The following is a 21,736-nucleotide window of genomic DNA, read 5'->3' on the forward strand; positions in this document are numbered from 1 at the left end:
AAGGAGAAACCTATGCAGCCCGACATCGCACCGCTCGCCGCCGGCGGAGACGCTCCTGTGGCCGAGGTGATATCGCCCGCGCCTTCCTTGCGTCACCGCGTGTTGCAAGCGTTCAGCCACCGAAGTCTCTTGGCAGGCACGGTGATCTGCTTCGTCCTCGTGGTCGTGGTACTGGCGGCCCCGTTGTTCACCTCGGCGGACCCGAACCTGCAGGACCCGTTCTCCGCCTTCGCCCAGCCGTCGGGCGCGCACCTGATGGGTGCCGACTCGTTCGGCCGTGACCTGCTCGCGCGTGTGCTCTACGGCGGCCGGACGACGATGCTCGCGAGCCTGTACGTGGTACTGCTCGGAGGGCTGGCCGGTGCCGCGCTCGGTGTCGTGGCCGGCTATTTCGGTGGTGCGATCGGGTTTGTCATCATGCGCCTGGTCGACCTGCTGCTCGCCTTCCCCGGCATCCTGCTCGCCCTCGCGGTGGCCGCGGTGCTCGGTCCCGGACTGTCCAACGGTGTCATCGCGGTCGCGGTGATCCTCGTGCCGGTGTACGCCCGGCTCGTGGAGGGTGCGACCGTGGAGGTACTGCATCTGCCCTATGTGGACGCGGCGGTCACGCTGGGCGCCGGTCCCTGGCAGATCATCCGCAGGCACATCCTGCCCAACGTCGCGTCCGGGATCATCGTGCTGACCACGTCGTGGCTGGGCATCGCCGCGCTCTGGATCGCCGCATTGGGGTTCATCGGCCTCGGTGTGCAGCCGCCGACCGCGGAGTGGGGCGCGATCCTCAACGACGGCGCCAACTACATCACCGTGGCGTGGTGGATCACCGTCTTCCCCGGCGTTTTCCTCGCTTTGTTCGTAGTCGGCGTGAACCTGCTCGGTGACGGCCTGCGCGACGAACTCGACCCGACCCTGTCCCGAAATCCCGGCCGCGGATAGCCGCCGCGCGCACCCCGGAAGACGTCCCCGCCAAAGTGAAGGAGCTACGCCCGTGAGGTTTGCTCGTAAGTCCGTGCTGGCGACCACGCTGACGTTGCTGTCAGCGGTGGCACTGGCCGCCTGCGGAAGTTCCAGTACGTCCTCGACCGCCGCCACCGGTCCCGTCGACCGGGCGGCCAAGCTCACCTTGGGCTGGGCCGAGCCGGTCGACACCCTCAACCCCGCGACAACCGGTAACCGCGATGTCGGCCCGATCAACTCGAACATCTTCGACACGCTGATCTGGCTGACGCCGGACTTCAAGGTGACGCCCGACCTGGCCACCAAATGGGCGGTCTCGCCGGACAACAAGACCTACACGTTCACGCTGCGCGAGGGCGTGAAGTTCCATGATGGCACCGCTTTCGACGCGAACGCCGTGGTCGCCAACATCAACTACATCACCGACAAGTCCACGCAGTCCAATATCGCGCTGGGCCTGCTGGGACCGTGCACCAACGCGGCGGCGACCGCCCAATACACGGTCACGATCTCCTGCGCCAAGCCGTACGCCCCGCTGCTCGCCCAGCTCGGCGAGCCCTACCTGGGCATGCAATCCCCGGCCGCGATCAAGCAGTTCGGCAAGGACCTGGGACTGCACCCGGTCGGCACCGGGCCGTTCGCCTTCGTGAGCTACACCCCCAACCAGAGCGTGGTTCTCAAGCGCAACGAGGACTATCAGTGGGGGCCGGCCGCGACGAACCACACCGGCCCGCCGGATATCGCCGAGCTGACTTTCCAGATCGTGCCGAGCTCCCAGGCGCGGGTCAACCAGTTCCAAAGTGGACAGTCCGACTTCATGCAGGAGACACCGGGGATCTTCTGGAACACGTTGCAGAAGACCGGCCGTTACAACGCGATCAAGTTCCCGATCAGCGGGATGGGCATCTTCGCCCCGATCAACGCCGGCAGCTGGCCCACCAGTGACCCGGCCGTCCGCAAGGCGATCATGTACGCCGTCGACAAGGCCGGTGCCATCAAGGTCGCCGACGACGGGGTGTTCGCCCCGGCCAACACCCCGTTGCAGAAGGGCATGACCGGCTACGACGCCGAGCTGGAGAACTCCTACACCTACGACCCCGCCAAGGCCGAGGCGACGCTGCAGGCCGGTGGCTGGACGAAGGTCAACGGGATCTACCAGAAGGACGGCAAGCCGCTGAACATCAACATCACCGCGATCTCCAGCGTGCCCGAGTATCCACTGATCGCCCAGGCGATCCAGGGCTACCTGCACGCCGTCGGCATGGACACCCAGGTCACCCAGCTCGCGACACCGGCCTGGCTGGCGGCGAACATCGGGGGCAACATGTCCTTGACTCCGCTGCAGTACATCGCGGTCGACCCCGACGCGTTGCACCTGTGGTTCCAGCCCGGCCAGTACTTCAACTGGAGCCACTTCACCGATCCCGCCCTGACCGCCCTGATCGACCAGGGCCAGCAGGAAGCGGATCCGGCCAAGCGGCAGTCCATCTACGCCCAGGCTCAGAAGATCATCATGGACCAGGCCGTCATGATGCCGATCCACGAAAACGTCGATCTGGTGATGACTTCGAAGAAACTGACCGGCATCCAGTATTCCGGCGGCGGGTTCGAATACTTCGGCGCGGCCTCGATGACGAAGTAGTTCCTCGCCCTGATATCGCCCGAACAGATCCCAAGAACGGAGCTCGATCTTGACCACCGTCATTCGCGCGGCCCGGCTCATCGACGGTACCGGGGCCGCCCCGGTGCAGGACGCGGTACTCGTTGTCGACCAGGGAAAGATCGTCGGGACCTTCGCCGGCGAGGCGCCGGAAGGTCTCGTCCCCGCCGATGCCGAAGTGCTGGATCTACCCGGGTGCACCATTCTGCCCGGCCTGATCGACTCGCATGTGCACATGAACTTCCCTGGCAACGGCGTGTTGCTCGAGGAGATCATGACCGAGCCCGAGGGCGTACTGGTGGCGACAGCGACGTTCGCGGCCGCCAAGGCGCTCGCCGCCGGGGTCACCACGGTCCGGGACACCGGCTGCGTGCACGGCACGGTGTTCGAGCTTCGGCGAGCGCTGGAGCTGGGTCACGGGATCGGCCCCCGGATCCTCGCCTGCGGGCAACCGATCACCATCACCGGCGGGCACACCTGGTACCTGGGCGGTGAGGCCGACGGCGAGGACGGGCTGCGCAAGAAGGTCCGGTCGATGGCGAAGCTCGGCGCCGACGCGATCAAGGTGATGGCCAGCGGCGGTGGAACCCGCAACACCACCTCCCACCTGCCGTCGTTCAGCCCGGCCGAGATGAACGCCATCGTCGACGAGGCGCACCGGATGGGGCGCAAGGTCACGGCGCACTGCCTCAACGCCCGGGCCATCGAAATCGCCGTCGAGGCCGGTGTGGACCAACTGGAGCACGCCGGATTCCTCATCGACGAGGCAGCCAACCAGAAGTTCGACCCGGCGGTCGCGGAGAAGATCGCCAACGCCGGCGTCGCGGTCACCAGCACGCTGGCCGTCGGCGAGTACGCCGTCGAAGCCATGCGGGCCAAGCCCGAGCTCACCAAGGCCGAGCAGGAATTCCTCGACCACTGGAGCATGATGATCGAGGACAACCTGAACACGTTCACCCAGTTGCACGAGGCCGGTGTCCGGATCGTCGCGGGCACCGACGCGGGCTGGCGGTTCACTCCGATCGACGGGCTGGCTGTGGAGATCGAACTGCTGGAACGTGCGGGCCTGTCGAGCATGCAGGCACTGGTGGCGGCCACCGGCAACGCGGCCGCGACGCTCGGCGTCGAGGACAAGTTCGGCACTCTCGCGCCGGGCCTGGCCGCCGACGTTCTCGTCGTCGGCGGTGATCCACTGGAGAACCTGTCCGCGCTGCGGGACGTCCGCCTGGTGTTGCAGGGCGGCAAGGTTCGCGCCGGGTCGGCGGCATGAGCCCGATCACGATCGTCGGCGCGGGAGCGATCGGCGGGACGATCGGGGCCTACCTCACCCGGGCCGGCGTCGGCGTGCAACTCGTCGACAAGGTCACCGAGCACGTCGCCGCGATGCGCACCAAGGGGCTCCGGATCGAGGGATTCGGCGAGACGTTCACCGTCGCGGTGGACGCCGTCGTGCCGGAGGACCTCACCGGTCCGCTGGGCACCGTGCTGCTCGCGGTCAAGGCCCAGGACACCGAAAGCACGGTCCGTGCGCTGCTGCCGGTCCTCGATGAGAACTCGGTCGTCGTCTCACTGCAAAACGGCCTTTGCGAGCGCACGATCGCCGGCATCATCGGGCCGGAGCGCACCGTCGGCTGCCTGATCAACTTCTCGGCCGATTACGTGAGCCCCGGCGTGATCACCTACGGCGGCCCCGGGACGGTCCGTCTCGGGGAGCTCGACGGCAAGCCCGCGCCGCGGCTGGAGCGGCTGCGAGAACTGCTGCAGCCGTTCGGGACCGTGGAGGTGACCGACAACATCTGGGGCTACGTCTGGGGAAAACTGGGCTACGCCAACGTGTTGTTCGGCTCGGCGCTCACCGACGAGACGATGGCCGACGTCATCGACTCCCACCGTGAGCTCGTGGTGGACCTCGCCGCCGAGGTCTACGAGGTCGCCGCGCTCGAACACGTCGAGCCCGTCGCGTTCGACGATGTCGAGCCGTCGCTTTACGTGCCTCGGAAAACACGTGACTGGGCCGCCATCAACGCATCGCTCGACCGGCTCGTCGCGCGGCGGCGGGCGGATCAGAAGACGCACAGCGGTATCTGGCGGGATCTCGCGGTCCGCCGTCGCAAGACCGAGGTGGACCACCAGATCGGCGCCGTCGCCGAAATCGGCGTCGGGCACGGTCTGCCGATGACGCTGACCAGAGAGGTGGTGCGGATGATTCACGAGATCGAGGAGAACACGCGGGAGCGTGGCTTGGCCAACCTCGGCGAACTGGAACGGTTACGGCACACCATGACCACCACGGAAGTGGCGCCGAACCGGATCGGATCGTCATGACCGCCGAGGTAAGCGCCGAACCCGGAACAGTGGCGCGGAGCGGCGACGTGCTCCTCGAGGTCAGGGACCTGCAGACGCATTTCAAGACGCCCGCAGGGGTGGTCCGTGCGGTCGACGGAGTCAGTTTCGACGTCCCGGCGGGCGCCAGTGTCGGTATTGTCGGCGAATCCGGTTCCGGCAAGAGCGTCACCTCGCTGTCGATCATGCGGCTGATCTCCTCGCCCGGCTTCATCGCCGGTGGGCAGATCCTGTTCCAGGGCCGCGATATCGCGAGTCTGTCCGAACGGGAGTTCCGCCCGATCCGGGGCCGCGACCTCGCACTGGTGTTCCAGGATCCGATGAGCGCGCTCAATCCCGTTTACCCCGTCGGGAAGCAGGTGGCCGAGGCGCTGCGGGCACACCAGAAACTGACTCGTGGAGCGGCTCTGGAACGCGCGGTGGAGCTGTTCTCGATGGTCGGCATCCCAGTCCCCGAGCGTCGCGTCCACGAGTACCCGCACAAGCTCAGCGGCGGGATGCGTCAGCGCGTCACGATCGCGATGGCGTTGGCGAACGAGCCGAGCCTGCTCATCCTCGACGAACCCACGACGGCGCTGGACGCCACCATCCAGGCGCAGATCCTCGATCTCATCAGGGATCTGCGCAGTCGGGTCAACACCGCGGTGCTGCTGATCAGCCACGACATCGGTGTGGTGGCCGAGATCTGCGAGGAGGTCGTCGTCATGTACGGCGGCCGGGTGATGGAACGCGGCTCCGTCGAGCAGGTCACGAAGAACCCGCGGCATCCCTACACGATCGGCCTGCTCAACTCGATCCCCAGCCCGGAGATGAAGGGGCGCAAGCTGAGCACGATCGGCGGAACCGTGCCGAACCCGTTGCGGATGCCGCCCGGCTGCCCGTTCCAGCCCCGCTGCCCGAAGGCGATGGACATCTGCTCGACCAAGCCGGAACTGTCCGACGCCGGCGATGGGCGCCGGCTCGCCTGCTGGCTGGCCTGAGGTAACCGAAACGATAAGGAGTGTCGACGTGGTCGAGGACGACGTTCTGCTCGATGTCCGCAATCTCAAGACGTACTATCCCAGTCGCTCGGGGTTGCTGGGCCGGCAGCAGGCCTGGGTGCGTGCCGTCGACGACGTGTCGTTCACGATCCGCCGCGGTGAGACCTTCGGCCTGGTCGGTGAGTCCGGTTGCGGCAAATCGACGTTGGGCCGTTCGGTCGTGCGCTTGGAGAAGGCGCAATCCGGCCAGGTGCTCTTCGAAGGTCAGGATGTGCTGGCCAAGAAGGGACGCGACCTCAAACGGTTACGCCAGGATCTCCAGGTCATCTTCCAGGACCCCTATGGCAGCCTCGATCCCCGGATGAAGGTGCGCGACATCATCGCCGAGGGGCTGGTGTGGCAAGGCACCGCGAGCCGGGACGAACGCGCGCAGCGGGTACATGACCTGGCGTCGCTGGTCGGGCTGCGTGAGGAGCATCTGGACCGCCACGCACACGAGTTCAGCGGGGGACAGCGGCAGCGGATCGGGATAGCCAGGGCATTGGCCCTGCGGCCCAAATTCGTGCTGGCCGACGAACCGGTGTCCGCGCTGGACATGTCGGTCCAGTCGCAGGTGCTCAATCTGCTCAGCGAGCTGCAGGAGGATTTCGGGCTCACCTACCTGTTCATCGCGCACGATCTGTCGGTGGTGGAATACATCAGTGACCGGGTCGGCGTCATGTATCTCGGCAAGCTGGTCGAGGTCGCCAAGGCCGAGGAGCTGTACGCGGACCCGCGAATGCCTTACACCCAGGCATTGCTCTCCGCCATTCCGGGACATCAGGCCCCCGGGCGCCGCGAACGGATCGTGCTCAGCGGTGAGGTTCCGAGCCCGCTGGATCCGCCGTCGGGTTGCCGGTTCCGTACCCGGTGCTGGAAAGCGGAGTCCCTTTGCGCCGAAGAAGTTCCGGTGCTGCGAGAAGTCGTCCCGGACCACTGGGCGGCATGTCACTTTGCGGAGGCGTCATGAATGAGGACCTGGATCTCGTGGTGCGCGGCGGCCTGATGGTCACCGCGGCCGGCGAGTCCGTGGCGGACATCGGCGTCGTCGACGGGCGCATCGTCCAAATCGGCGGGCCGATGTCCGGTGCGCGGGAGATCGACGCGACCGGCAAGCTGGTGCTTCCCGGCGGCGTGGACATGCACGTACACCTTTCGCCGGTGGAAATGGGCGGGACGTCGCAGCCGTGGGCGGACGACTTCGTCAGTGGATCCCGCGCCGCGGCCGCCGGCGGGGTGACCACCATCGGCAACATCGGCTTTCCCCAGCAGCAGGAACGGCTTCCCGACCTGGTCGAGCGGATCGCGGCCGAAGCGGCCAGGGACAGCCTGGTCGACTTCGTGATCCACCCCGTGCTGTCGGAACCCGACGACCGGACCGAAGCCGACCTCGCACGGCTGGCCGAACTCGGCCACACCAGCGTGAAAATCTTCATGAGCATCGGGGACTTCGACGCGAAGGCGGACGCTTTCGTGAAGGCGCTGGACGTGGCGGGGCGGCACGGCCTGCTGACCATGGTGCACTGCGAGGACGTGTGCGTCATCGAGCACGCCACCTCCGAGCTAGACGACAAAGGTGACAGCGGGCTTCGCCATTACGGGGAGAGCCGGCCCGCCCTGTCGGAGCAGGTGGCGGTCAAACGCATGATCGCCTTCGCCGAGGTGACCGGCGCCCCGATCTACATCGTCCATCTGGGCAGCGAAGGCGCGTTGGCCGAGGCGCGTGCGGCCAGAGGACGCGGGCAGCGCGTGCATGTCGAGACACGGCCGATCTACCTGTACTTCACCGATGAACGGTTCGCCGGCGATGACGGTGCCTTGTTCGTGGGCAATCCGCCGTTGCGCGGGGCGCGGGACCGGGACGCACTGTGGGCGGGCCTGGCGGCAGGTCACGTCGACACCTGCTGCACCGACCACGCCGCGTGGACCTTGGCGGACAAGCTCGATCCGGAGCTGACGGTCTCCACAGCACGTCCGGGGATGTCGGAGCTGGAAACACTGATGCCGGTGCTGTACTCGGAAGGCGTCCGCAAGGGAAGGCTTACGTTGCAGCGATTCGTGGAAGTCACCTCTACCAACGCGGCGAAGCTGTTCGGTCTCTTCCCGCAGAAGGGCACGATCGCCGTGGGCAGCGACGCCGACCTCGTGGTGTGGGACCCGCAGGCGCGACGCCCGATCGTCGGCGCCGAGGGGATGAGCCGGGCCGGGTACAGCCTCTACGAGGGCTGGGACGTCGTGGGTGCTCCGGCGCAGACCATCAGCCGCGGCGAAGTGGTGTACGCCGACGGCGCAGTGCTGGGCGAAACCGGGCACGGGCAGCTCGTTCACAGGGGCCCGACCCGTGATCTGTAGCGGATATCGAGGAGAGCTGTCATGACTGAAACCGGTTTACTGCGAGGCAAATCGGCGGTAGTGACCGGTGCGGCGAGAGGCATCGGCGCCGCGATCGCCCTCGCCTTCGCCCACGAAGGCGCCCGCCTCTGCCTGGTGGATCGTGCGGCGGGCGACGCGCTCGAATCGGTGGCCAAGGAATGCGCGGCACTGGGTGTGGAGGTGACCACCGTCCGCGCCGACGTTTCGGTGGAAGCCGATGTCACGGCGGCGATCGCCCATGCGGTGGCGGAATTCGACGGCCTCGACATCCTCGTCAACAACGCCGCGATCCTGACCAACTGCCCGGTGGCCGACATGTCGGCCGAGCTGTGGGACGAGACGCTGGCGGTGGACCTGCGCAGTGTTTTCCTTTGCTGCCGGGCGGTATTGCCGACCATGCGGACCGCAGGCCACGGCCGGATCATCAACATCGCCTCGCAGTTGGCACTGAAGGGTGGCCCAGGCCTGGCGCACTACAGTGCCGCGAAGGCCGGTGTCATCGGCTTCACCAAGTCGCTGGCGCGAGAGGTGGCCACTGAAGGGATCACGGTCAACTGCATCGCACCGGGCCCGATCGACACGCCCCTCTCCGGCGACCTGCCGGCCGACCAGGTTGAGCGGACCCGGCTGAGCCTTCCGTTGCAGCGAATCGGAGTTCCCGCGGAAGTGGCACCCAGCGCGGTGCTGCTGGCGAGCGAGCCGGGCGGCAACCTCTACACGGGCCAGACTCTCGGCCCCAACAGCGGGGACGTGATGCCATGACCGGCGCACTGATCACGGGTGCCGCGAGCGGGATCGGGCGCGCGGTGGCGATTGCCCTCGCCCGCACGGGAACCGCGGTGGCGATCGGCACCTTCGACGGCGACCCACACGATCCACAAGAGACACTGCGCGCAGTGGAAGCCGTTGGCGGGAAAGGCTTTGTCGTGCCGGCGGACGTACGCGACAGCGACGAGCTCGCGCGGGCGAGCGCCGCGGCGGCGGAGAGGTTCGGTGGCCTGAACCGAGTCGTGGCCAACGCCGGAGTGCTGCAGCGGCGGCCGCTCGCCGAGCTCCCGGACGAGCTATGGCATCGCCTGCTCGACATCGATCTCACCGGGGTCATGCGTACCGTCCGGGCGGGCGCCGCCGTCATGGGCGACGGCGGCGCGGTCGTGTGTGTGTCCAGCATTTCCGGCGGCGTGTTCGGCTCGGCGGGCCACACGCCTTACGCGGCGTCGAAGGCGGGTGTGCTGGGCTTCGTCCGCAGCAGCGCGCTCGAACTCGCGCCGCGAGGAATCCGGGTCAACGCGGTGCTGCCGGGGGTGATCGCGTCGCCGCAGTCTCGTGATGCGATGAACTCCGCCGGTGAGGAGGGCCTCGCCCGCTCGGCGGCGAGCATCCCGCTCGGCCGGGTCGGGGAGCCCGATGACGTCGCCGCCGTCATCTCCTTCCTGCTCTCGTCCGAGGCCCGCTACATCACCGGCCAGAGCGTGGTCGTCGACGGTGGCCTGACCGTCGCCTGGCCGACCTAGTACCAAAGCCGGGACGAGGACCGGATCCGCTGCGGCAAAGCCACCTGCCTGCGCAACTTGCCCTGCCGTGGCTACGCCGAGAACAAAGTCTGACTGGAACTGGCCCTGACCGCCGCCGACCTGCTCACCCGGACCCAAGCGCTCTGCTTCACCGGGGATCGAGGTAGGGGACGCCCTACTTCGGAGTGACCGGTCAGCCGGATCGATCTTCCCCGAACTTGACCATAGCGTTGCTTCCGTGCATGAAACAACGAATCACCGTTCTCGCTTTTGGCGCACCGTACCGGCTTTCGCCGCCGGAACACTTCTTGTCGGCGCGCTCACCGCGTGCGGGGCCACTGAAGCGCCCGCGGCCTCGACGCTCCCGCCCAGTACCCCAACGTCGGCGCCCGCACCACACGCGGCCGTCGCGGATCCGCTGCTGCGCATGATCTCGAACGGAAACCACAAACTGGCGTTCCACGTCACGCCCGGCAACCTCCCCGCGATCGTGTTGGATGCCGGCGGTGGCGCGGATTCTTCCTATTGGAAGAACCTGGTTCCGGTGATCGCCCGCGAGACCGGATCGGAGATCATTACTTACGATCGCGCGGGTATGGGCGCCAGCGACGAGATGCCAGGACCGTGGAAAGTCGAAGAAGCAGTATCGGATTTGGAGACCGGCCTCAAAGAATTGGGCGCCACCAAGGACGTCGTGCTGGTTTCGCATTCCCTCGCCGGTGAGGTGGCCACGTACTTCGTGAACAAGAATCCACACTGGATCACTGGTGCGGTACTCGTCGACGCAAGCCTGCCCAATCTCTACACCGACGACGTGGTGAGCGCACTCGACGCCGCGAACCAGGCGCAGGCGGCCGAGCTCGGGAAACAGCCATCCACGAAGGAGACTCGCCAACTTCTGGCTCTCGTGAGCAACTACGGCCCGATGCACCGCGCCTACCACAACGTCACCTGGCCGGCCGAAGTTCCAGCGACCGTCATCGTGTCGGCGAAGACTCCATTCGACACTCCCGGCGAGGCGCAGTTGTGGCGAGACGCTCAGGCGCAGTTCGCGGGCGCCGCCCCGAACCGACGCCTGGTCGTCGCTGAGAACAGCTCGCACGAGATCCCGGTGGACCGCCCGGATGTGGTAGCCAAGGCAGTCAACGACATGGCGAAGAAGCTGGGTTGAATCAGAAATCCATAATGGATGGCACGCTGTCTCGCAGTCTGTGGACAACACACCTCTACCTGACTTGCGGATTCGGCGGTGGCAATACGAGGTGGTGGGGATAGGGCGATGCCGCATTTCCCCTATCCCACCACGACGCACTCACTGTTCGAAGTAGTGGCCTTCTTCGATGTCCGCGATCAGCGCGGGGTGCGTTGGCCGCCAGCCGAAGCGTTCCCGGGTCAGCTCGCTCGACGTCGGGTTGTCGAGGGAAACCAACGGGGCGAGGAAACTGAAGTGCCGGCCGGCCTCTTCCTCGGAAATGCTCACGACAGGAAGCGCCAACTGGCGACCGATGGCTCCTGCGATGTCCCGAAACGGCACCCCCTCCTCAGCGACCGCGTGCAGTCGTGTACCGGCTGGGGCGCGTTCCACCGCAAGCCGGAATAGCGTCGCCGCGTCCAGCCGGTGCACCGACGGCCATTGGTTCGACCCGTCGCCGACGAAGGCGGATACGCCGGTCTTGCGAGCTATGCCGATCAGAGTCGAGACGAAGCCACGTGCGTCACCCTCGCCGTGCACCGTCGGCGCCAACCGTAGTGAAGAGGAACGTACCCCGCGCTCAGCCATGGCGAGTACTGACCTCTCCACCGGAAGTCGCGGGGCGGGCATGGCGTTGGGAACGTCAGGGGTCTCTTCGGTGAGCAGGCTTCCCGGCGTGCGACCGATGACCCCAGACGTGACCACGAACGGTTTGCCAGTTCCCTCCAGCCCCCCGCCAAGGGCTTCAACCGCGTCGAGCTCGGTTCGCGCACGCTTGGCCGAGTCGGTGGTTTCGGAGATGTGCTTGTTCGCGGCGAAGATCACGCCGTCCACGATCGCGGCCACGGCACGCAAGCTGTCGAGGTCGTCGAGGTCACCACGGTGCACGTCGACGCCAACACTCGACAAAGCCGCGGCGGAGGTGTCGGAGCGGGCGAGACCCACGACTTTGTGCCCCGCGTCGATCAACTCACGGACGATGGCCGATCCGACGTATCCCGTTGCTCCTGCGACGAATATGCGCATGGTGATTCCTTGGCTGCATTGAGGTGGCCCGATACCAGAAGGCTGCGGGCTCGTACCTCAAGACTAGGAACGCGGGCGCACCCCGTCCAAGACTCATTTCGCACCACGCGATGCGAAATGTGTATCACGAGTACGATGCTGGAATGCCCAGCATTCCAGCGTCACCGGCGGACTTCGATCTTCGGCTGGTGCGGTATTTCACGGTGGTGGCAGAGTACGGCAACTTCCACCGTGCGGCGGCCGCGTTACACATCGCGCAGCCCTCGCTGAGCCGGCAGATCCAGCGCCTCGAAGAGCGGTTGGGCGTCCGCTTGCTCGATCGCACCCCCCAGGGTAGCTGCCTTACTGAGGCTGGACAGGTCTTCCTGCCCCAAGCGGAGGCGCTCCTGCGCTCCGCTGAGCTGGCCGCGACTCAAGCGCGCGCCGCCGCTATACCCACCGCGATCACGATCGGGTACGCCGGGGGTCTCATCGTTACCAGCGCTGTGCGCGAGCTCCGCGGCCACTTTCCTGATGCCGAGGTGCGCACCCTGCATCTGCACTGGAGCGAGGTGCACCCAGCGCTGCTGGATCACCGCGTGGACGCGGTCATCGCCCGAGAGCCGTTCCCGAGCGGCCAACTGCGGGTGACGGTCCTGTATGAGGAACCCCGGGTGCTCTTAGTGTCCAAGGCACATCGCTTTGCGGGCAAGGAGTCAGTCACTCTCGACGACTTCGCCGACGAATCACTCGTTCGGTATGCGGACCCGGCCTATGACGCGTTCTGGCGCATCGACCCACGCCCGGACGGACGCCCGGCACCAGACGGCCCGCTCGCCGAGGTGGCCCAAGACAAACTCGAATCCGTCGCCGGTGGCCTGGCTGTCGCCCTGGCGCCCGCCGCCGGTGGCAACAGCACTCTCAGGCGTGACCTCACAGCCATTCCTGTCGAGGGGATCGAGCCCTGCAAAGTCGTGTTCGTTACCCGCGCGCGCGAACGAAGCCGCTTGGTCACGGCCTTCCGCGAATCGGCCCGGTCACATCTCACCGGCCGCGATTCCGACAACATGAATGCGTTTTGACCAGCGCATTGAAGGTCCGGTGCAAGCCCGCGCCGTCGATCCGGCTGTTCGGATCGTGGCCATCACAATCCGATCAGCACCGGTTTCGCGTTAGTTGGAAGCGGTCTATGCTGGAGGAATCAATAGAAGGCTCTATGCAATTCAAGGTGAATCCATGCCACTGTTTACCGTCACAATGCGCTCTGGAAGAACGGCAGAGGAAAAGGATGTGATATCCGCTGCCATTCATGACGCGAGCGTCAGTGCCGGGTATCCTGCGGATGATTACTTCCAAAGGTTCATCTCTTTGGAAGAAGTTGACCTTCGTGTCAGCCCGCTGTATCCCGACCTGCAGAAACCTCGCAGTGAGCATGTCCTGATGATCGAGGCCCTGCTCTCATCAGGTACTCAGGAAGAGAGGAAGCGGTTGCTTCTTTCCGCGATCGTAACTCGCCTGCAGGCGGCCGGAACGGACCCCAACGACGTCATGGTCTTCTTCGGTGAGATCGACCGTGCCAGCAGTTCCTTTGGTGGTGGCCGTCCCGCCCTGCCTGTCGACCTGCGGCCCTGAATCGGGCGGTCGTCCTGCTGATCACCGGTTGGCCGAATACGAGGTCCGAGGCGGCCCGAGTGAACGACCGGGTACAGGCGACCGCACTGGAGATCTGCAGCCGGCGAATCCATAGCCTCAGTGCATAGCCAAATGCAATATTGATACTTGCCGGACAAGAGTGTCGTGTCCAGGATGGACCCATGCGGACACTCAGGATCGGCTCGGGCGCCGGCTTCGCCGACGATCGCCTCGAGCCGTCCGTGGAGCCGGCCGAGCACGGCGATCTCGACTATCTCGTCAGCACGTCGCCGACATCGTCCGCGGCGAGGTCGAACGTCACGAGCTGCCGCAGCTGTCGGCGTTGAAGGTCTTGCTGCGCAACGCTCTCAGCGGCGTCACCCGCACGCCCGAACTCGACGTGCACGGCAAGAGCCTTGCCTCGTCGCTGCTCGAAATGGCGCAGCCGGAGCCGCCACGGCATGCTGCCCGAACATCCTCAATGGACTGGAGAACCCACGATGACACAATCGACGCGGCCGGAGATGATCGCCCAGTTCGCGGCGGCGGGTGGCCTCACACCCGGCAGGCCATCGGCCTCTCTCGGTCAGCTCGATCCGTTCTTCGGCTATGACCGGCAGGCGACCTACGGCGTGCACGTCGAGACGATCCAGGTTCCGATGCGCGACGGTAGCCACCTGATCGCCGACCTGCACCGACCGGCAGGACCCGACGGCCGGCCAGCGCCGGGGACGTTCCCCGGCATCGTCTACGACTTCAACGCCTACAACTATCGGCAGGTCTTCGGTGGCGCCGCCGACTTCTTCGTCACGCGTGGGTACGTTGCTGTGGTGGCCTCGGTTCGCGGCACCGGCGGATCGCCGGGGCGACTGGACCCGTTCGGCCGGCAAGAGCAGCAGGACAGCTACGACCTGATCGAATGGCTTGCCGTACAGCTGTTCTCGACCGGCAAGGTCGGTCAGACGGGCATCAGCTACGGCGGACACAACACGATGCTTGCGGCCGTGAACCAGCCGCCGCATCTGACGGCGATCATCCCGGTGCAGGCGATCAGCGACTGGTACGAGAACACCATCTACCGCGGCGGGATCCCGAACGAGAAGATCCACGAGTGGCAGGCGGCGACCGCGCCGGAGACGCTCGACAGCTATCCGCGGCACCCGCTGTACGACGACTTCTGGCGCGAGCGCAGCGTCAAGGTCCGCTGGGACAAGTTGACCATTCCGGTGCTCGACGTCGGTGGCTGGCTGGACCCGTACCGGGACGCCATGGTCCAGAACTTCGTCGCGCGCCAGGAGAACGTGTGGATGGTGGCCGGGCCGTGGGAGCACGGCATGATTCCCGGCCAGCCCGAGGACATCGCCTCGGCCGGCTATCTCGCGTGGTGGGACCATTGGCTGGCAGACATGCCCGCCCCGCTGCCCAAGGCGAAGGTAACGTCGTACGAGATGCCGTGCCCCGGGGTGGGGCGCGGCTGGCGGCAGTTCTCCACGTGGCCGCCGGTCGAGTCCAAGCGGCTGTCATGGTTGCTGTCGGCCGGTGGTGTCCTGGGGACGACCGCGCAGGAGCCGACGACAGCCACGTTCGAGGCGAACGTCGGGCGCCTGTCGTTCGACACGTCGCCGCTCGAGCACGACCTCGTGGTCGTCGGCGGCAACGAGGCGTCGCTGCGAGTCGCCTTCACAGCGGAGGACGGCAACATCGCCATCGTGCTCGAGGACATCGACGAGGACGGCGTGGGCACGCGGATCACCAACGGCTGGCTCAAGGCGAGCCACCGTGACGGTCATGAGCAGCTGGCGCCAGTGACGCCGGGAACCTTCCACTCGCTGACGGTGCAGGTCTGGCCGAACCACTACCGGATCGTCGCCGGGCACCGGCTGCGACTGACCGTGTCGAGCGACGACTCCCCGTTGATCGAGACCGAAGCGTTGGCCGGTAAGGTTTTCGTCGAACTCGGCACGTCACGGTTCGACTGCCGGGTGATGCCGTGACGCAGGGCGCCTCATGGACCACGAGGCGGTGCCGAGGCAGCCCCAGGCCTTCGCGTGCGCGATCTGCGGGCGCAGGATGCCGGCGCCGTCCTCCCGCTTGACCACGACCGGGTGGCCGCCGGGGTCGAGCACGGTGATGGTCAAGGGGCGCAGGCGAGTTCACGCGCACTGCTCAGTGCCAGGTCGACGATCTCCGAGGCTTGGTCCAAGGACAGCATTCTCCTGATTTCCTTCCTTTTTCGTGCGTGGCTGGGGGAATGGTGTTGGCCGCATCGTCCGGGCGGACGGCAGGCCGAGCATTATCTGCGGATGCCGGTGTCAGACAGTGGTCTTGTCGGCCGCCTCCCGAGCTGTCCGCTTGCGGGGGTTCTCGAACTCGATCCCGCCGTCGCTGGACACGATGTCGAACTGGTCCGAGGAGACGGTTGGCACCTGCACGGGTGGGAGACCCACGACGAAGAGCACCAGCTCCTCGGCGGCGTCGACCGTTAGCGTCTCGTCAGCCTCGATCTGAAGCGCAGCCAACGAACCGATCGTCGTTCCGTCCACAGTGGCCGTGCCGGACAGTGCGACAACCAGCCGCCGCCCTTCGCCGGTGGTGGAGGACCACCGCGCGCCGGAACCGACCTTGACGTACTCGATCCAGAACGCGCGCTCGGTGAACGAGCCGAAGAACTTGCGCTCCACGCCCGGCGCCCCGGCCACGGGCAGCCAGTTGAAGTGGGCCGGGTTCATGATGAGCACGCTCTGGTAGCGCGGTCGCGGGAACTTGATCTCGCGACGCTCACGCCGCGGCGCCTCTCCGTCCCGCTGCGCGTCCGGCCCACGGCCGCGCGCGGCGGCCATACCCAGACCGGCGGCGCCGCCGAACTGCAACACCAACTGCACCTGTTTGGGGTTGCCCAGCGGGTCGTCCTGCGGACCGTAGGTCTGTCCCTCCGGGAAGTACCCGATCTCGCCTTCGTGCAGGATTCCCTGCTCGCCCAGGTTCATGTCACCGACCAGCGGCAGTCGGATCTGTTCGAAAGTGTGGCGGTGCCGTGGCATGCGGAAGTCGCCTTCCTGGCGCCCCAGGATGTAGCGGAAATTCTCCGGCTTCTCCGGTTCGCCCCCCATCAGCAGATAGTTGAAGGACACCGTGCCCCTCGGGTGGTCCAGGTGATAGCTGTCTTCGTCATAAGGTGCGATCTTCATCTTGGTTCTCCTTTGTGTTTGGCATACCAAAAACGCTACCTACTTGGTAGGTTAGCGTCAAGGTGATGGCCAGCGGGAGCAGCTGTGAAACCGCTGTGGATTCCGGCCTGCGCCAGTGCAGTTAGACACTGGGTACCAAGTAGGTAGAGTTGGCACAGGAAACTGCCGAGGAGAGCACATGTCACAGCCGTCAGCACGCCTGTACCGTGGCCGGGTCGCCGACCAGATCGTGGATGACCTGCGCGGCCAGATTCTCAGCGGCGCGCTGCCGGACGGCGCACGGCTGCCCTCCGAGCGGGAGTTGGCCGCCCAGTACGACGTCAGCGCGCCGACCGTCCGCGAGGCGGTCCGGGTGCTGACCGCGATGGGCCTGCTCAGTACCCGCAACGGCAGCCGGACAACCGTCACCGCGAGCGGCGACACGCTGCTCGCGATGTCCATCGCCTCGGTCGTCCAGTTCGAGAAGGTGACCGCTCCCGACGTGTTCGGCCTGCTGGGAGCGCTCAACGCCTACGCCGTCGAGCAGGCCGTCGAACGGGCGTCCGACGAGGACATCGCCGGCCTGCGCGCCGCGGCCGAGCAGGCCGCGAAGATCGCCGACGCGGAGTCCTCCGCCGCGGCGCTGCTGCATTTCTTCGTGACCCTCTCGGCAATCTCACACAACCCGTTGCTCGCCGCGCTCTGCCGATTCATCACCCAGGTGCAGATCGGTCTGGCACTCGAGCTGTCGAAGGAATCCGGTGAGGAGTGGGGGCGCGTCCCGCGATCGCTGAACAAGGCGCGGATGGACATTGTGGACGCCCTCGCCCGGCGGGACGGCCCCGCCGCCGTCCAGCTCATCCGCGAGTACCACGACAAGGCGGTCAAACGGGTCCAATCCTCCGCAGGAGCAAAGCGCCGCCGGGAGACCGATCCAGGGCTCGCCACTGCGTTGTCTTCATGGCTGGGCGCGAACGTCGGACTGGGCAGCAGTCCGGACCGGCGAAGCAACCCGGTCGGTCATTCGTAGCCGAGGACCTTGAAGTCCTTGCTGACGAAGACGTGGTGCGGCCAGTTGATGCTGATGTTGTGGACCTCGTACTCGCCGTCACTCAGCAGCACCACCCGGTCGACGACGCCGCCGGGCACAACGGCCTGCGCGGCCGCCGTCGCCTTGTCCGCTGTCGTCCCGGTGACGATCGTGCCGTCTCCTTCGGTGTAGTCCGACGGGACCTGACCGACCGACTGTGTCGGTGAAGGCACCCCCTGCTGGAAGGGGATCACGCCGGCCGCCTGGGCAGCCGCAGCTCCACCATCGCCAAAGGGCTGCACGGTGACCTGTGACGCGGTGATGGTCGAGGTGTTGACGAGCCCCAGGACAAGGACGCTTTCACCCTTCTTCACGACGCCCGCCGGGGCGGGGAGGATTCCCACTTTGTACGTCGTCGCGGAATTCTCGTCGACGGTCACCTCCACGCCCGTTGCCGTCGCGAAGGTGAAGCTCGACGCGGACTCGGAGTCGACGATGCCGGTCGCACCCCCGTCCGCCGGCGCAGCCACGGGCCCGCCCCCGACGGGCGTGGCCGCGGCCGAAAGGGACGGCGAGAGATCTGCCGCGGAGGCTGTGCCGGCACCAGCGAGTCCGACCATCGCAACCGTCAGTCCGGCGGCCACGATCCATCCGCCCTTCTTCCTGGACGGCAACCGTCGCGCGCGCAACCCGCGTTCTCGATCGGTCATGGTCGTCGGGGATGCCCCGGCAGGCGAGTGGCTTGTCGGTTCGTAGTCGTTCATGACGGTGTCCCTCTTCTCAGTAGGATACTTGGTTGCCTACCTACCAAGTAGGCGCCACTTACAGAGTGCTGGCCGTTCATGTGAGGTTCTTGTGGACGGCCTGTGGCGGACCTGTACGGCCGCAGCCGCGGTGGAGGACCGTCCGGACGTGCAGTCGTCCGAAGTCCTCAACCGTGTCGTCCTCCCGGCCGGCAAGACGTCCTCACCGTCGTCGACGCGACACCGACCTCGTTCGCCACCGCCCGCATCGTCAGCTTCTCGTGACCGCCCCATTCGTCGAGCAGGTGGTTGACCGCGGCCAGCACCCCGGCCCGTGGCTGGTCACCGTGCCCACGCCGACTACGCGGCCGATCCAGTGGGGCCGTCGTGGTGGCTCAGGACCAGATGGACAACATGCCGATCAGCCCGACCGGGAACACCGTGGCGGTGACGGCGGCGACGAACCACCCCCGCCGGCGAGCTCGCCGGGCGGGTCCCCACGCAGCCACCATGGCGGCCACGGCAACCACGACCGGCCAGGCGTAAAGGCCGTAGCCCAGCGGTGCCATCAGCAGCATCAGGAAGAACACACCGGCACCGTCGAGGTCGTCGTGGCCCGACAGCCCGAGCACCCCGATCAGCATCAGCACCCCCAGCATCACCGGCCAAGCGATCAGCGCGTGCAGCGCGCCGGTCACCGCTTGGCGCCGGCGACCCGGGCCACCACCGTCGGCACCGAGCGGGTCTGAGGAACGGGGGTCGATGAACATCTGGCGAGTCTGCCGGTGACGAAGGCTGCGCCGAATCCGTGGAACTACTCAACTTCGCCTCGCCAAGCTAAACCCGAGTTGGCCTCGCGCATGATCTTGCGTGCGCTCGACGGTGGCGTGCCTGCGCCGGCGACGAGGTCTGCGGTGGCAATCACGACTCTCTGCGCGGCGACCTGGAGAAACGGCGGGTCGGGTAAGTGTCGCGTGGCGCGGGGCTCAGGTGGGTTGTGTGACGTCGATTGCGCCGGCCCAGGCGGGGAGCGGTTCACACGCCGCTCGCCAGAGTGCCGGCAGCCCTTCGGCGCCGACATGGGCGGCCACGATGCCTCCGACGATGGCGCAGGTGGTGTCGACGTCGCCGCCGACGCTCGCGGTCGTCCAGATGGCTTGCTCGTAGTCGCCGAGGTTGCGGGCGGCGGCCCACAGCGCGAACGGCACGGTGTCGTGGGCGCTGGTGTGACGGCCGTTGCCGAGTTCGTGGACGGCGATCTCGGGAGACGGTACGTGTGCGAGGCCCCTGGCGGCCCAGATGCCGTGGTGCACCCGGCCGGGCGGCACCAGTTGCAGGACCTGATCGAGGAAGTCCCTGGGCGGCGGCGGATTGGGACTCGTGGCTAGCGCGGTGGCGACGGCGACCGCGATCGCGCCGGCCACGGCGTCGGGATGGGTGTGGGTCACTTCGGCTGACTGCGCGGCTTGGCGCGCGGCTTCGGCGAGGTCGTCGGCGAACCAAGCCCCGAGCGGCGCGACGCGCATGGCGGCGCCGTTGCCCCAGGAACCTTGGCCATCGAACAGGTCCGCGACCAATTCACGCCACGGCCCGCCCTCGCGAACCAGACGCAGCAGCCGGTTGGTGGACGGCCCGTAGCCGCGGTCGAAGTCGTGGTGTGTGGCGAAACTCGCCGCAAGCAGATCTTGGTCGACGTGGCCGACTTGGTGCAGGACAGCGAAAACGGAGCACGCCATCTCGGCATCGTCGGTCCATTGCCATGGACTGGGCGGCAGTTGTCGTTGTTCGAGGGCATCGCGGTTGGCGGGGACGAAGAACTGGGAACCCAACGCGTCGCCGAGGGCAAGTCCATACAGAGAGTTCAGAGCGCGTGTTCGCCGGTCGATGGTCATTACGGCCATCCTCGCAGACGTGCTGACGTTCGGGAACACGCCGCAGCTCGGAGTTGGGCCAACCGGAGGCGATGGCCGACGCCGAACACGAAATCACCGTCGTGGCCGTTGACCCGCGCAACGCCCAGCGGGAGGCGGCGGATTCCCACTGGGCGTATCGCGATGCGATCCCAGGCACGGCGGCTGCGCCTGCGGAGTGAGACCTCGCTAGACCACCGAATCGACCAGGAACACCTGAGCGGCGCCGCCGTCACACGGATCCTGGATGAGCTGGACACCGGCCTCGGTGCTGCCCTTGAACACACCGATACACCACTTGGCGCCCGCGGCCGACCGCAACAGATACCCTCTCACCGGCGCGGTCACCGGCTCGAAGGTGAACTGCTGATCAGGACGTCCCGGCTCGCAGTGGTCGCCGGCCAGCAGGACCTCAATGGCCGTACCACCGTAGTCGACGGTGACGCAGCCTTCGCCGTGTTCCGCGGAATGAAGCAGCAGCCGGTACCCACTATCGACCGCCTCGACCGACATCGGCGGCGACGTCGTTGCGCAGTCCTGCTGACCGAGCACGATCCGCTCCTCCGGAACGAACTTCTCCGGTCCTTCGCCGACGCACAGCCCGGTGTGCGCGAGCCGCACCCGCGCGCGCCCGGTCGGCGGCGTGTCCAGACCCGCGTTCGCGGCGCGCGGGACGACGGCGGAGGTGGACGACGCCGGTGCGGAAGAGGACGAACTCGGTGTCGCCACTGGCTGGTCCGGCGGCGAATCGTTGAACACGATCAGCCGGCCCATCACCAGGACCGCGACGGCGGCTATCCCGGCCGCTGGCCACAACAACCTCGACCGCTTTCGTGGCGCCTCTCGGTTCTGCATCTCCTCCGCGACAGGGGTTTCCTCCACAGCTTCCGGTTCCGACGTCTGTCCGGCCGCGGCGAGATCGGCCCTCGCCGACAGCCACTGCTCGACCGTGACGTCGTCGGCACCGCAGGCCCGGATGAACGCCGCGAGCAGATCGGCTCTCGGCAAGGTGTCGCGTGAGAGTGCCCCGCTGATCGTCGAACTCGGCAGCGGCGTGGCCGCTTTCGCGGCACGGCGTTCGAGGACGCGGTAGCTCAGATCGGTGCGGGCTCGAAGGGTGCGCATCGCCGCGACGAACTGCGCGGCATCGACGGCTTCGCGTGGGTCAGGCCAGTCTTCGGCCACGTATGGCTC

General features: G+C 66.9%; 22 protein-coding genes and 1 pseudogene. 16 read left to right on the top strand and 7 right to left on the bottom strand.

Annotated elements, in window-relative coordinates; all coding sequences use genetic code 11:
- The first annotated feature begins 12 nt into the window (after positions 1–12).
- The 11 genes and pseudogenes from VGP60_RS09125 (at position 13) to VGP60_RS09170 (ending at position 11,034) form a co-directional block, all read left to right on the top strand.
- The gene (locus VGP60_RS09125) at positions 13–933 is read left to right on the top strand and encodes an ABC transporter permease (RefSeq protein ID WP_327547465.1); all 921 of its coding nucleotides are present in this window, start codon (positions 13–15) and stop codon (positions 931–933) included.
- Between the two features lie 52 nt (positions 934–985).
- Positions 986–2,596 carry an ABC transporter substrate-binding protein gene (locus VGP60_RS09130; protein ID WP_327547466.1) on the top strand — a complete coding sequence of 537 codons (1,611 nt, stop codon included), beginning with the start codon at positions 986–988 and terminating at the stop codon, positions 2,594–2,596.
- A 49-nt stretch (positions 2,597–2,645) separates the two neighbouring features.
- Entirely contained in the window at positions 2,646–3,884 is a 1,239-nt protein-coding gene (locus VGP60_RS09135; protein ID WP_327547467.1) for an amidohydrolase family protein, read from the top strand.
- Positions 3,881–4,939, top strand: coding sequence for a 2-dehydropantoate 2-reductase (locus VGP60_RS09140; protein WP_327547468.1), 1,059 nt, complete (start codon positions 3,881–3,883; stop codon positions 4,937–4,939). Before VGP60_RS09135 ends, VGP60_RS09140 begins: the two co-directional genes overlap by 4 nt.
- Complete coding sequence (locus VGP60_RS09145; protein ID WP_327547469.1) at positions 4,936–5,937, top strand: ABC transporter ATP-binding protein; 1,002 nt, start codon at positions 4,936–4,938, stop codon at positions 5,935–5,937. Before VGP60_RS09140 ends, VGP60_RS09145 begins: the two co-directional genes overlap by 4 nt.
- A gap of 28 nt (positions 5,938–5,965) precedes the next feature.
- Complete coding sequence (locus tag VGP60_RS09150; RefSeq protein WP_327547470.1) at positions 5,966–6,946, top strand: dipeptide ABC transporter ATP-binding protein; 981 nt, start codon at positions 5,966–5,968, stop codon at positions 6,944–6,946.
- Positions 6,943–8,328: an amidohydrolase family protein gene (locus VGP60_RS09155; RefSeq protein ID WP_327547471.1), complete on the top strand. Its 1,386-nt coding sequence runs from the start codon at positions 6,943–6,945 to the stop codon at positions 8,326–8,328. The genes VGP60_RS09150 and VGP60_RS09155 overlap by 4 nt, the downstream gene beginning before the upstream one ends.
- A gap of 21 nt (positions 8,329–8,349) precedes the next feature.
- On the top strand, positions 8,350–9,111 hold the full coding sequence (locus VGP60_RS09160) for an SDR family oxidoreductase (protein WP_327547472.1): 762 nt from the start codon (positions 8,350–8,352) through the stop codon (positions 9,109–9,111).
- The gene (locus tag VGP60_RS09165) at positions 9,108–9,863 is read left to right on the top strand and encodes an SDR family NAD(P)-dependent oxidoreductase (protein WP_327547473.1); all 756 of its coding nucleotides are present in this window, start codon (positions 9,108–9,110) and stop codon (positions 9,861–9,863) included. The genes VGP60_RS09160 and VGP60_RS09165 overlap by 4 nt, the downstream gene beginning before the upstream one ends.
- Before the next feature lie 6 nt (positions 9,864–9,869).
- Positions 9,870–10,046 (top strand): annotated as a pseudogene (locus VGP60_RS41890) (IS1380 family transposase); the annotation flags it as partial.
- Positions 10,047–10,101: 55 nt separating this feature from the next.
- Complete coding sequence (locus tag VGP60_RS09170; RefSeq protein ID WP_327547474.1) at positions 10,102–11,034, top strand: alpha/beta hydrolase; 933 nt, start codon at positions 10,102–10,104, stop codon at positions 11,032–11,034.
- A gap of 141 nt (positions 11,035–11,175) precedes the next feature.
- On the opposite strand, the gene VGP60_RS09175 is transcribed toward VGP60_RS09170, so the two are convergent.
- Complete coding sequence (locus VGP60_RS09175; protein ID WP_327547475.1) at positions 11,176–12,081, bottom strand: SDR family oxidoreductase; 906 nt, start codon at positions 12,079–12,081, stop codon at positions 11,176–11,178.
- A gap of 143 nt (positions 12,082–12,224) precedes the next feature.
- Here VGP60_RS09175 and VGP60_RS09180 point away from each other — a divergent pair, with 143 nt between their 5' ends.
- From VGP60_RS09180 to VGP60_RS09195, 4 genes are all read left to right on the top strand, one after another.
- Positions 12,225–13,142 (top strand): LysR family transcriptional regulator, encoded by a 918-nt coding sequence (locus VGP60_RS09180; RefSeq protein WP_327547476.1) that lies wholly within the window; start codon positions 12,225–12,227, stop codon positions 13,140–13,142.
- Between the two features lie 154 nt (positions 13,143–13,296).
- The gene (locus VGP60_RS09185; RefSeq protein ID WP_327547477.1) at positions 13,297–13,692 is read left to right on the top strand and encodes a tautomerase family protein; all 396 of its coding nucleotides are present in this window, start codon (positions 13,297–13,299) and stop codon (positions 13,690–13,692) included.
- A 160-nt stretch (positions 13,693–13,852) separates the two neighbouring features.
- On the top strand, positions 13,853–14,305 hold the full coding sequence (locus tag VGP60_RS41895; protein WP_422653001.1) for an AtuA-related protein: 453 nt from the start codon (positions 13,853–13,855) through the stop codon (positions 14,303–14,305).
- Positions 14,193–15,686 (top strand): CocE/NonD family hydrolase, encoded by a 1,494-nt coding sequence (locus tag VGP60_RS09195; RefSeq protein ID WP_327547479.1) that lies wholly within the window; start codon positions 14,193–14,195, stop codon positions 15,684–15,686. The genes VGP60_RS41895 and VGP60_RS09195 overlap by 113 nt, the downstream gene beginning before the upstream one ends.
- Here the strand turns inward: VGP60_RS09195 and VGP60_RS09200 are convergent.
- The gene (locus VGP60_RS09200) at positions 15,657–15,830 is read right to left on the bottom strand and encodes a heme-binding protein (RefSeq protein ID WP_327547480.1); all 174 of its coding nucleotides are present in this window, start codon (positions 15,828–15,830) and stop codon (positions 15,657–15,659) included. The two genes, VGP60_RS09195 and VGP60_RS09200, sit on opposite strands and share 30 nt — an antisense overlap.
- Before the next feature lie 174 nt (positions 15,831–16,004).
- On the bottom strand, positions 16,005–16,880 hold the full coding sequence (locus VGP60_RS09205; protein ID WP_327547481.1) for a hypothetical protein: 876 nt from the start codon (positions 16,878–16,880) through the stop codon (positions 16,005–16,007).
- 178 nt (positions 16,881–17,058) lie between these two features.
- Here VGP60_RS09205 and VGP60_RS09210 point away from each other — a divergent pair, with 178 nt between their 5' ends.
- Positions 17,059–17,889: a FadR/GntR family transcriptional regulator gene (locus tag VGP60_RS09210; RefSeq protein WP_327547482.1), complete on the top strand. Its 831-nt coding sequence runs from the start codon at positions 17,059–17,061 to the stop codon at positions 17,887–17,889.
- Here the strand turns inward: VGP60_RS09210 and VGP60_RS09215 are convergent.
- From VGP60_RS09215 to VGP60_RS09230, 4 genes are all read right to left on the bottom strand, one after another.
- Positions 17,880–18,653: a hypothetical protein gene (locus tag VGP60_RS09215; protein WP_327547483.1), complete on the bottom strand. Its 774-nt coding sequence runs from the start codon at positions 18,651–18,653 to the stop codon at positions 17,880–17,882. The two genes, VGP60_RS09210 and VGP60_RS09215, sit on opposite strands and share 10 nt — an antisense overlap.
- Positions 18,654–19,027: 374 nt before the next feature.
- A complete protein-coding gene (locus VGP60_RS09220) occupies positions 19,028–19,402 on the bottom strand; it encodes a hypothetical protein (protein ID WP_327547484.1) in 375 nt (124 codons plus the stop codon).
- A gap of 216 nt (positions 19,403–19,618) precedes the next feature.
- Positions 19,619–20,524 (bottom strand): ADP-ribosylglycohydrolase family protein, encoded by a 906-nt coding sequence (locus VGP60_RS09225; RefSeq protein ID WP_327547485.1) that lies wholly within the window; start codon positions 20,522–20,524, stop codon positions 19,619–19,621.
- 207 nt (positions 20,525–20,731) lie between these two features.
- Entirely contained in the window at positions 20,732–21,727 is a 996-nt protein-coding gene (locus VGP60_RS09230; protein WP_327547486.1) for an XRE family transcriptional regulator, read from the bottom strand.
- Positions 21,728–21,736: the final 9 nt, after the last annotated feature.

The sequence above is a fragment of the Amycolatopsis sp. genome, assembly GCF_036008905.1.
In the GTDB taxonomy this organism is placed as follows: domain Bacteria; phylum Actinomycetota; class Actinomycetes; order Mycobacteriales; family Pseudonocardiaceae; genus Amycolatopsis.

Bases quoted from the DNA above. Each gene is read 5' to 3' on its own strand.
- VGP60_RS09125 (WP_327547465.1), top strand. From the start codon at position 13: ATGCAGCCCGACATCGCACCGCTCGCCGCCGGCGGAGACGCTCCTGTG.
- VGP60_RS09140 (WP_327547468.1), top strand. From the start codon at position 3,881: ATGAGCCCGATCACGATCGTCGGCGCGGGAGCGATCGGCGGGACGATC.
- VGP60_RS09145 (WP_327547469.1), top strand. From the start codon at position 4,936: ATGACCGCCGAGGTAAGCGCCGAACCCGGAACAGTGGCGCGGAGCGGC.
- VGP60_RS09155 (WP_327547471.1), top strand. From the start codon at position 6,943: ATGAATGAGGACCTGGATCTCGTGGTGCGCGGCGGCCTGATGGTCACC.
- VGP60_RS09160 (WP_327547472.1), top strand. From the start codon at position 8,350: ATGACTGAAACCGGTTTACTGCGAGGCAAATCGGCGGTAGTGACCGGT.
- VGP60_RS09165 (WP_327547473.1), top strand. From the start codon at position 9,108: ATGACCGGCGCACTGATCACGGGTGCCGCGAGCGGGATCGGGCGCGCG.
- VGP60_RS09175 (WP_327547475.1), bottom strand. From the start codon at position 12,081: ATGCGCATATTCGTCGCAGGAGCAACGGGATACGTCGGATCGGCCATC.
- VGP60_RS09180 (WP_327547476.1), top strand. From the start codon at position 12,225: ATGCCCAGCATTCCAGCGTCACCGGCGGACTTCGATCTTCGGCTGGTG.
- VGP60_RS09185 (WP_327547477.1), top strand. From the start codon at position 13,297: ATGCCACTGTTTACCGTCACAATGCGCTCTGGAAGAACGGCAGAGGAA.
- VGP60_RS09195 (WP_327547479.1), top strand. From the start codon at position 14,193: ATGACACAATCGACGCGGCCGGAGATGATCGCCCAGTTCGCGGCGGCG.
- VGP60_RS09205 (WP_327547481.1), bottom strand. From the start codon at position 16,880: ATGAAGATCGCACCTTATGACGAAGACAGCTATCACCTGGACCACCCG.
- VGP60_RS09210 (WP_327547482.1), top strand. From the start codon at position 17,059: ATGTCACAGCCGTCAGCACGCCTGTACCGTGGCCGGGTCGCCGACCAG.
- VGP60_RS09215 (WP_327547483.1), bottom strand. From the start codon at position 18,653: ATGAACGACTACGAACCGACAAGCCACTCGCCTGCCGGGGCATCCCCG.
- VGP60_RS09220 (WP_327547484.1), bottom strand. From the start codon at position 19,402: ATGTTCATCGACCCCCGTTCCTCAGACCCGCTCGGTGCCGACGGTGGT.
- VGP60_RS09225 (WP_327547485.1), bottom strand. From the start codon at position 20,524: ATGACCATCGACCGGCGAACACGCGCTCTGAACTCTCTGTATGGACTT.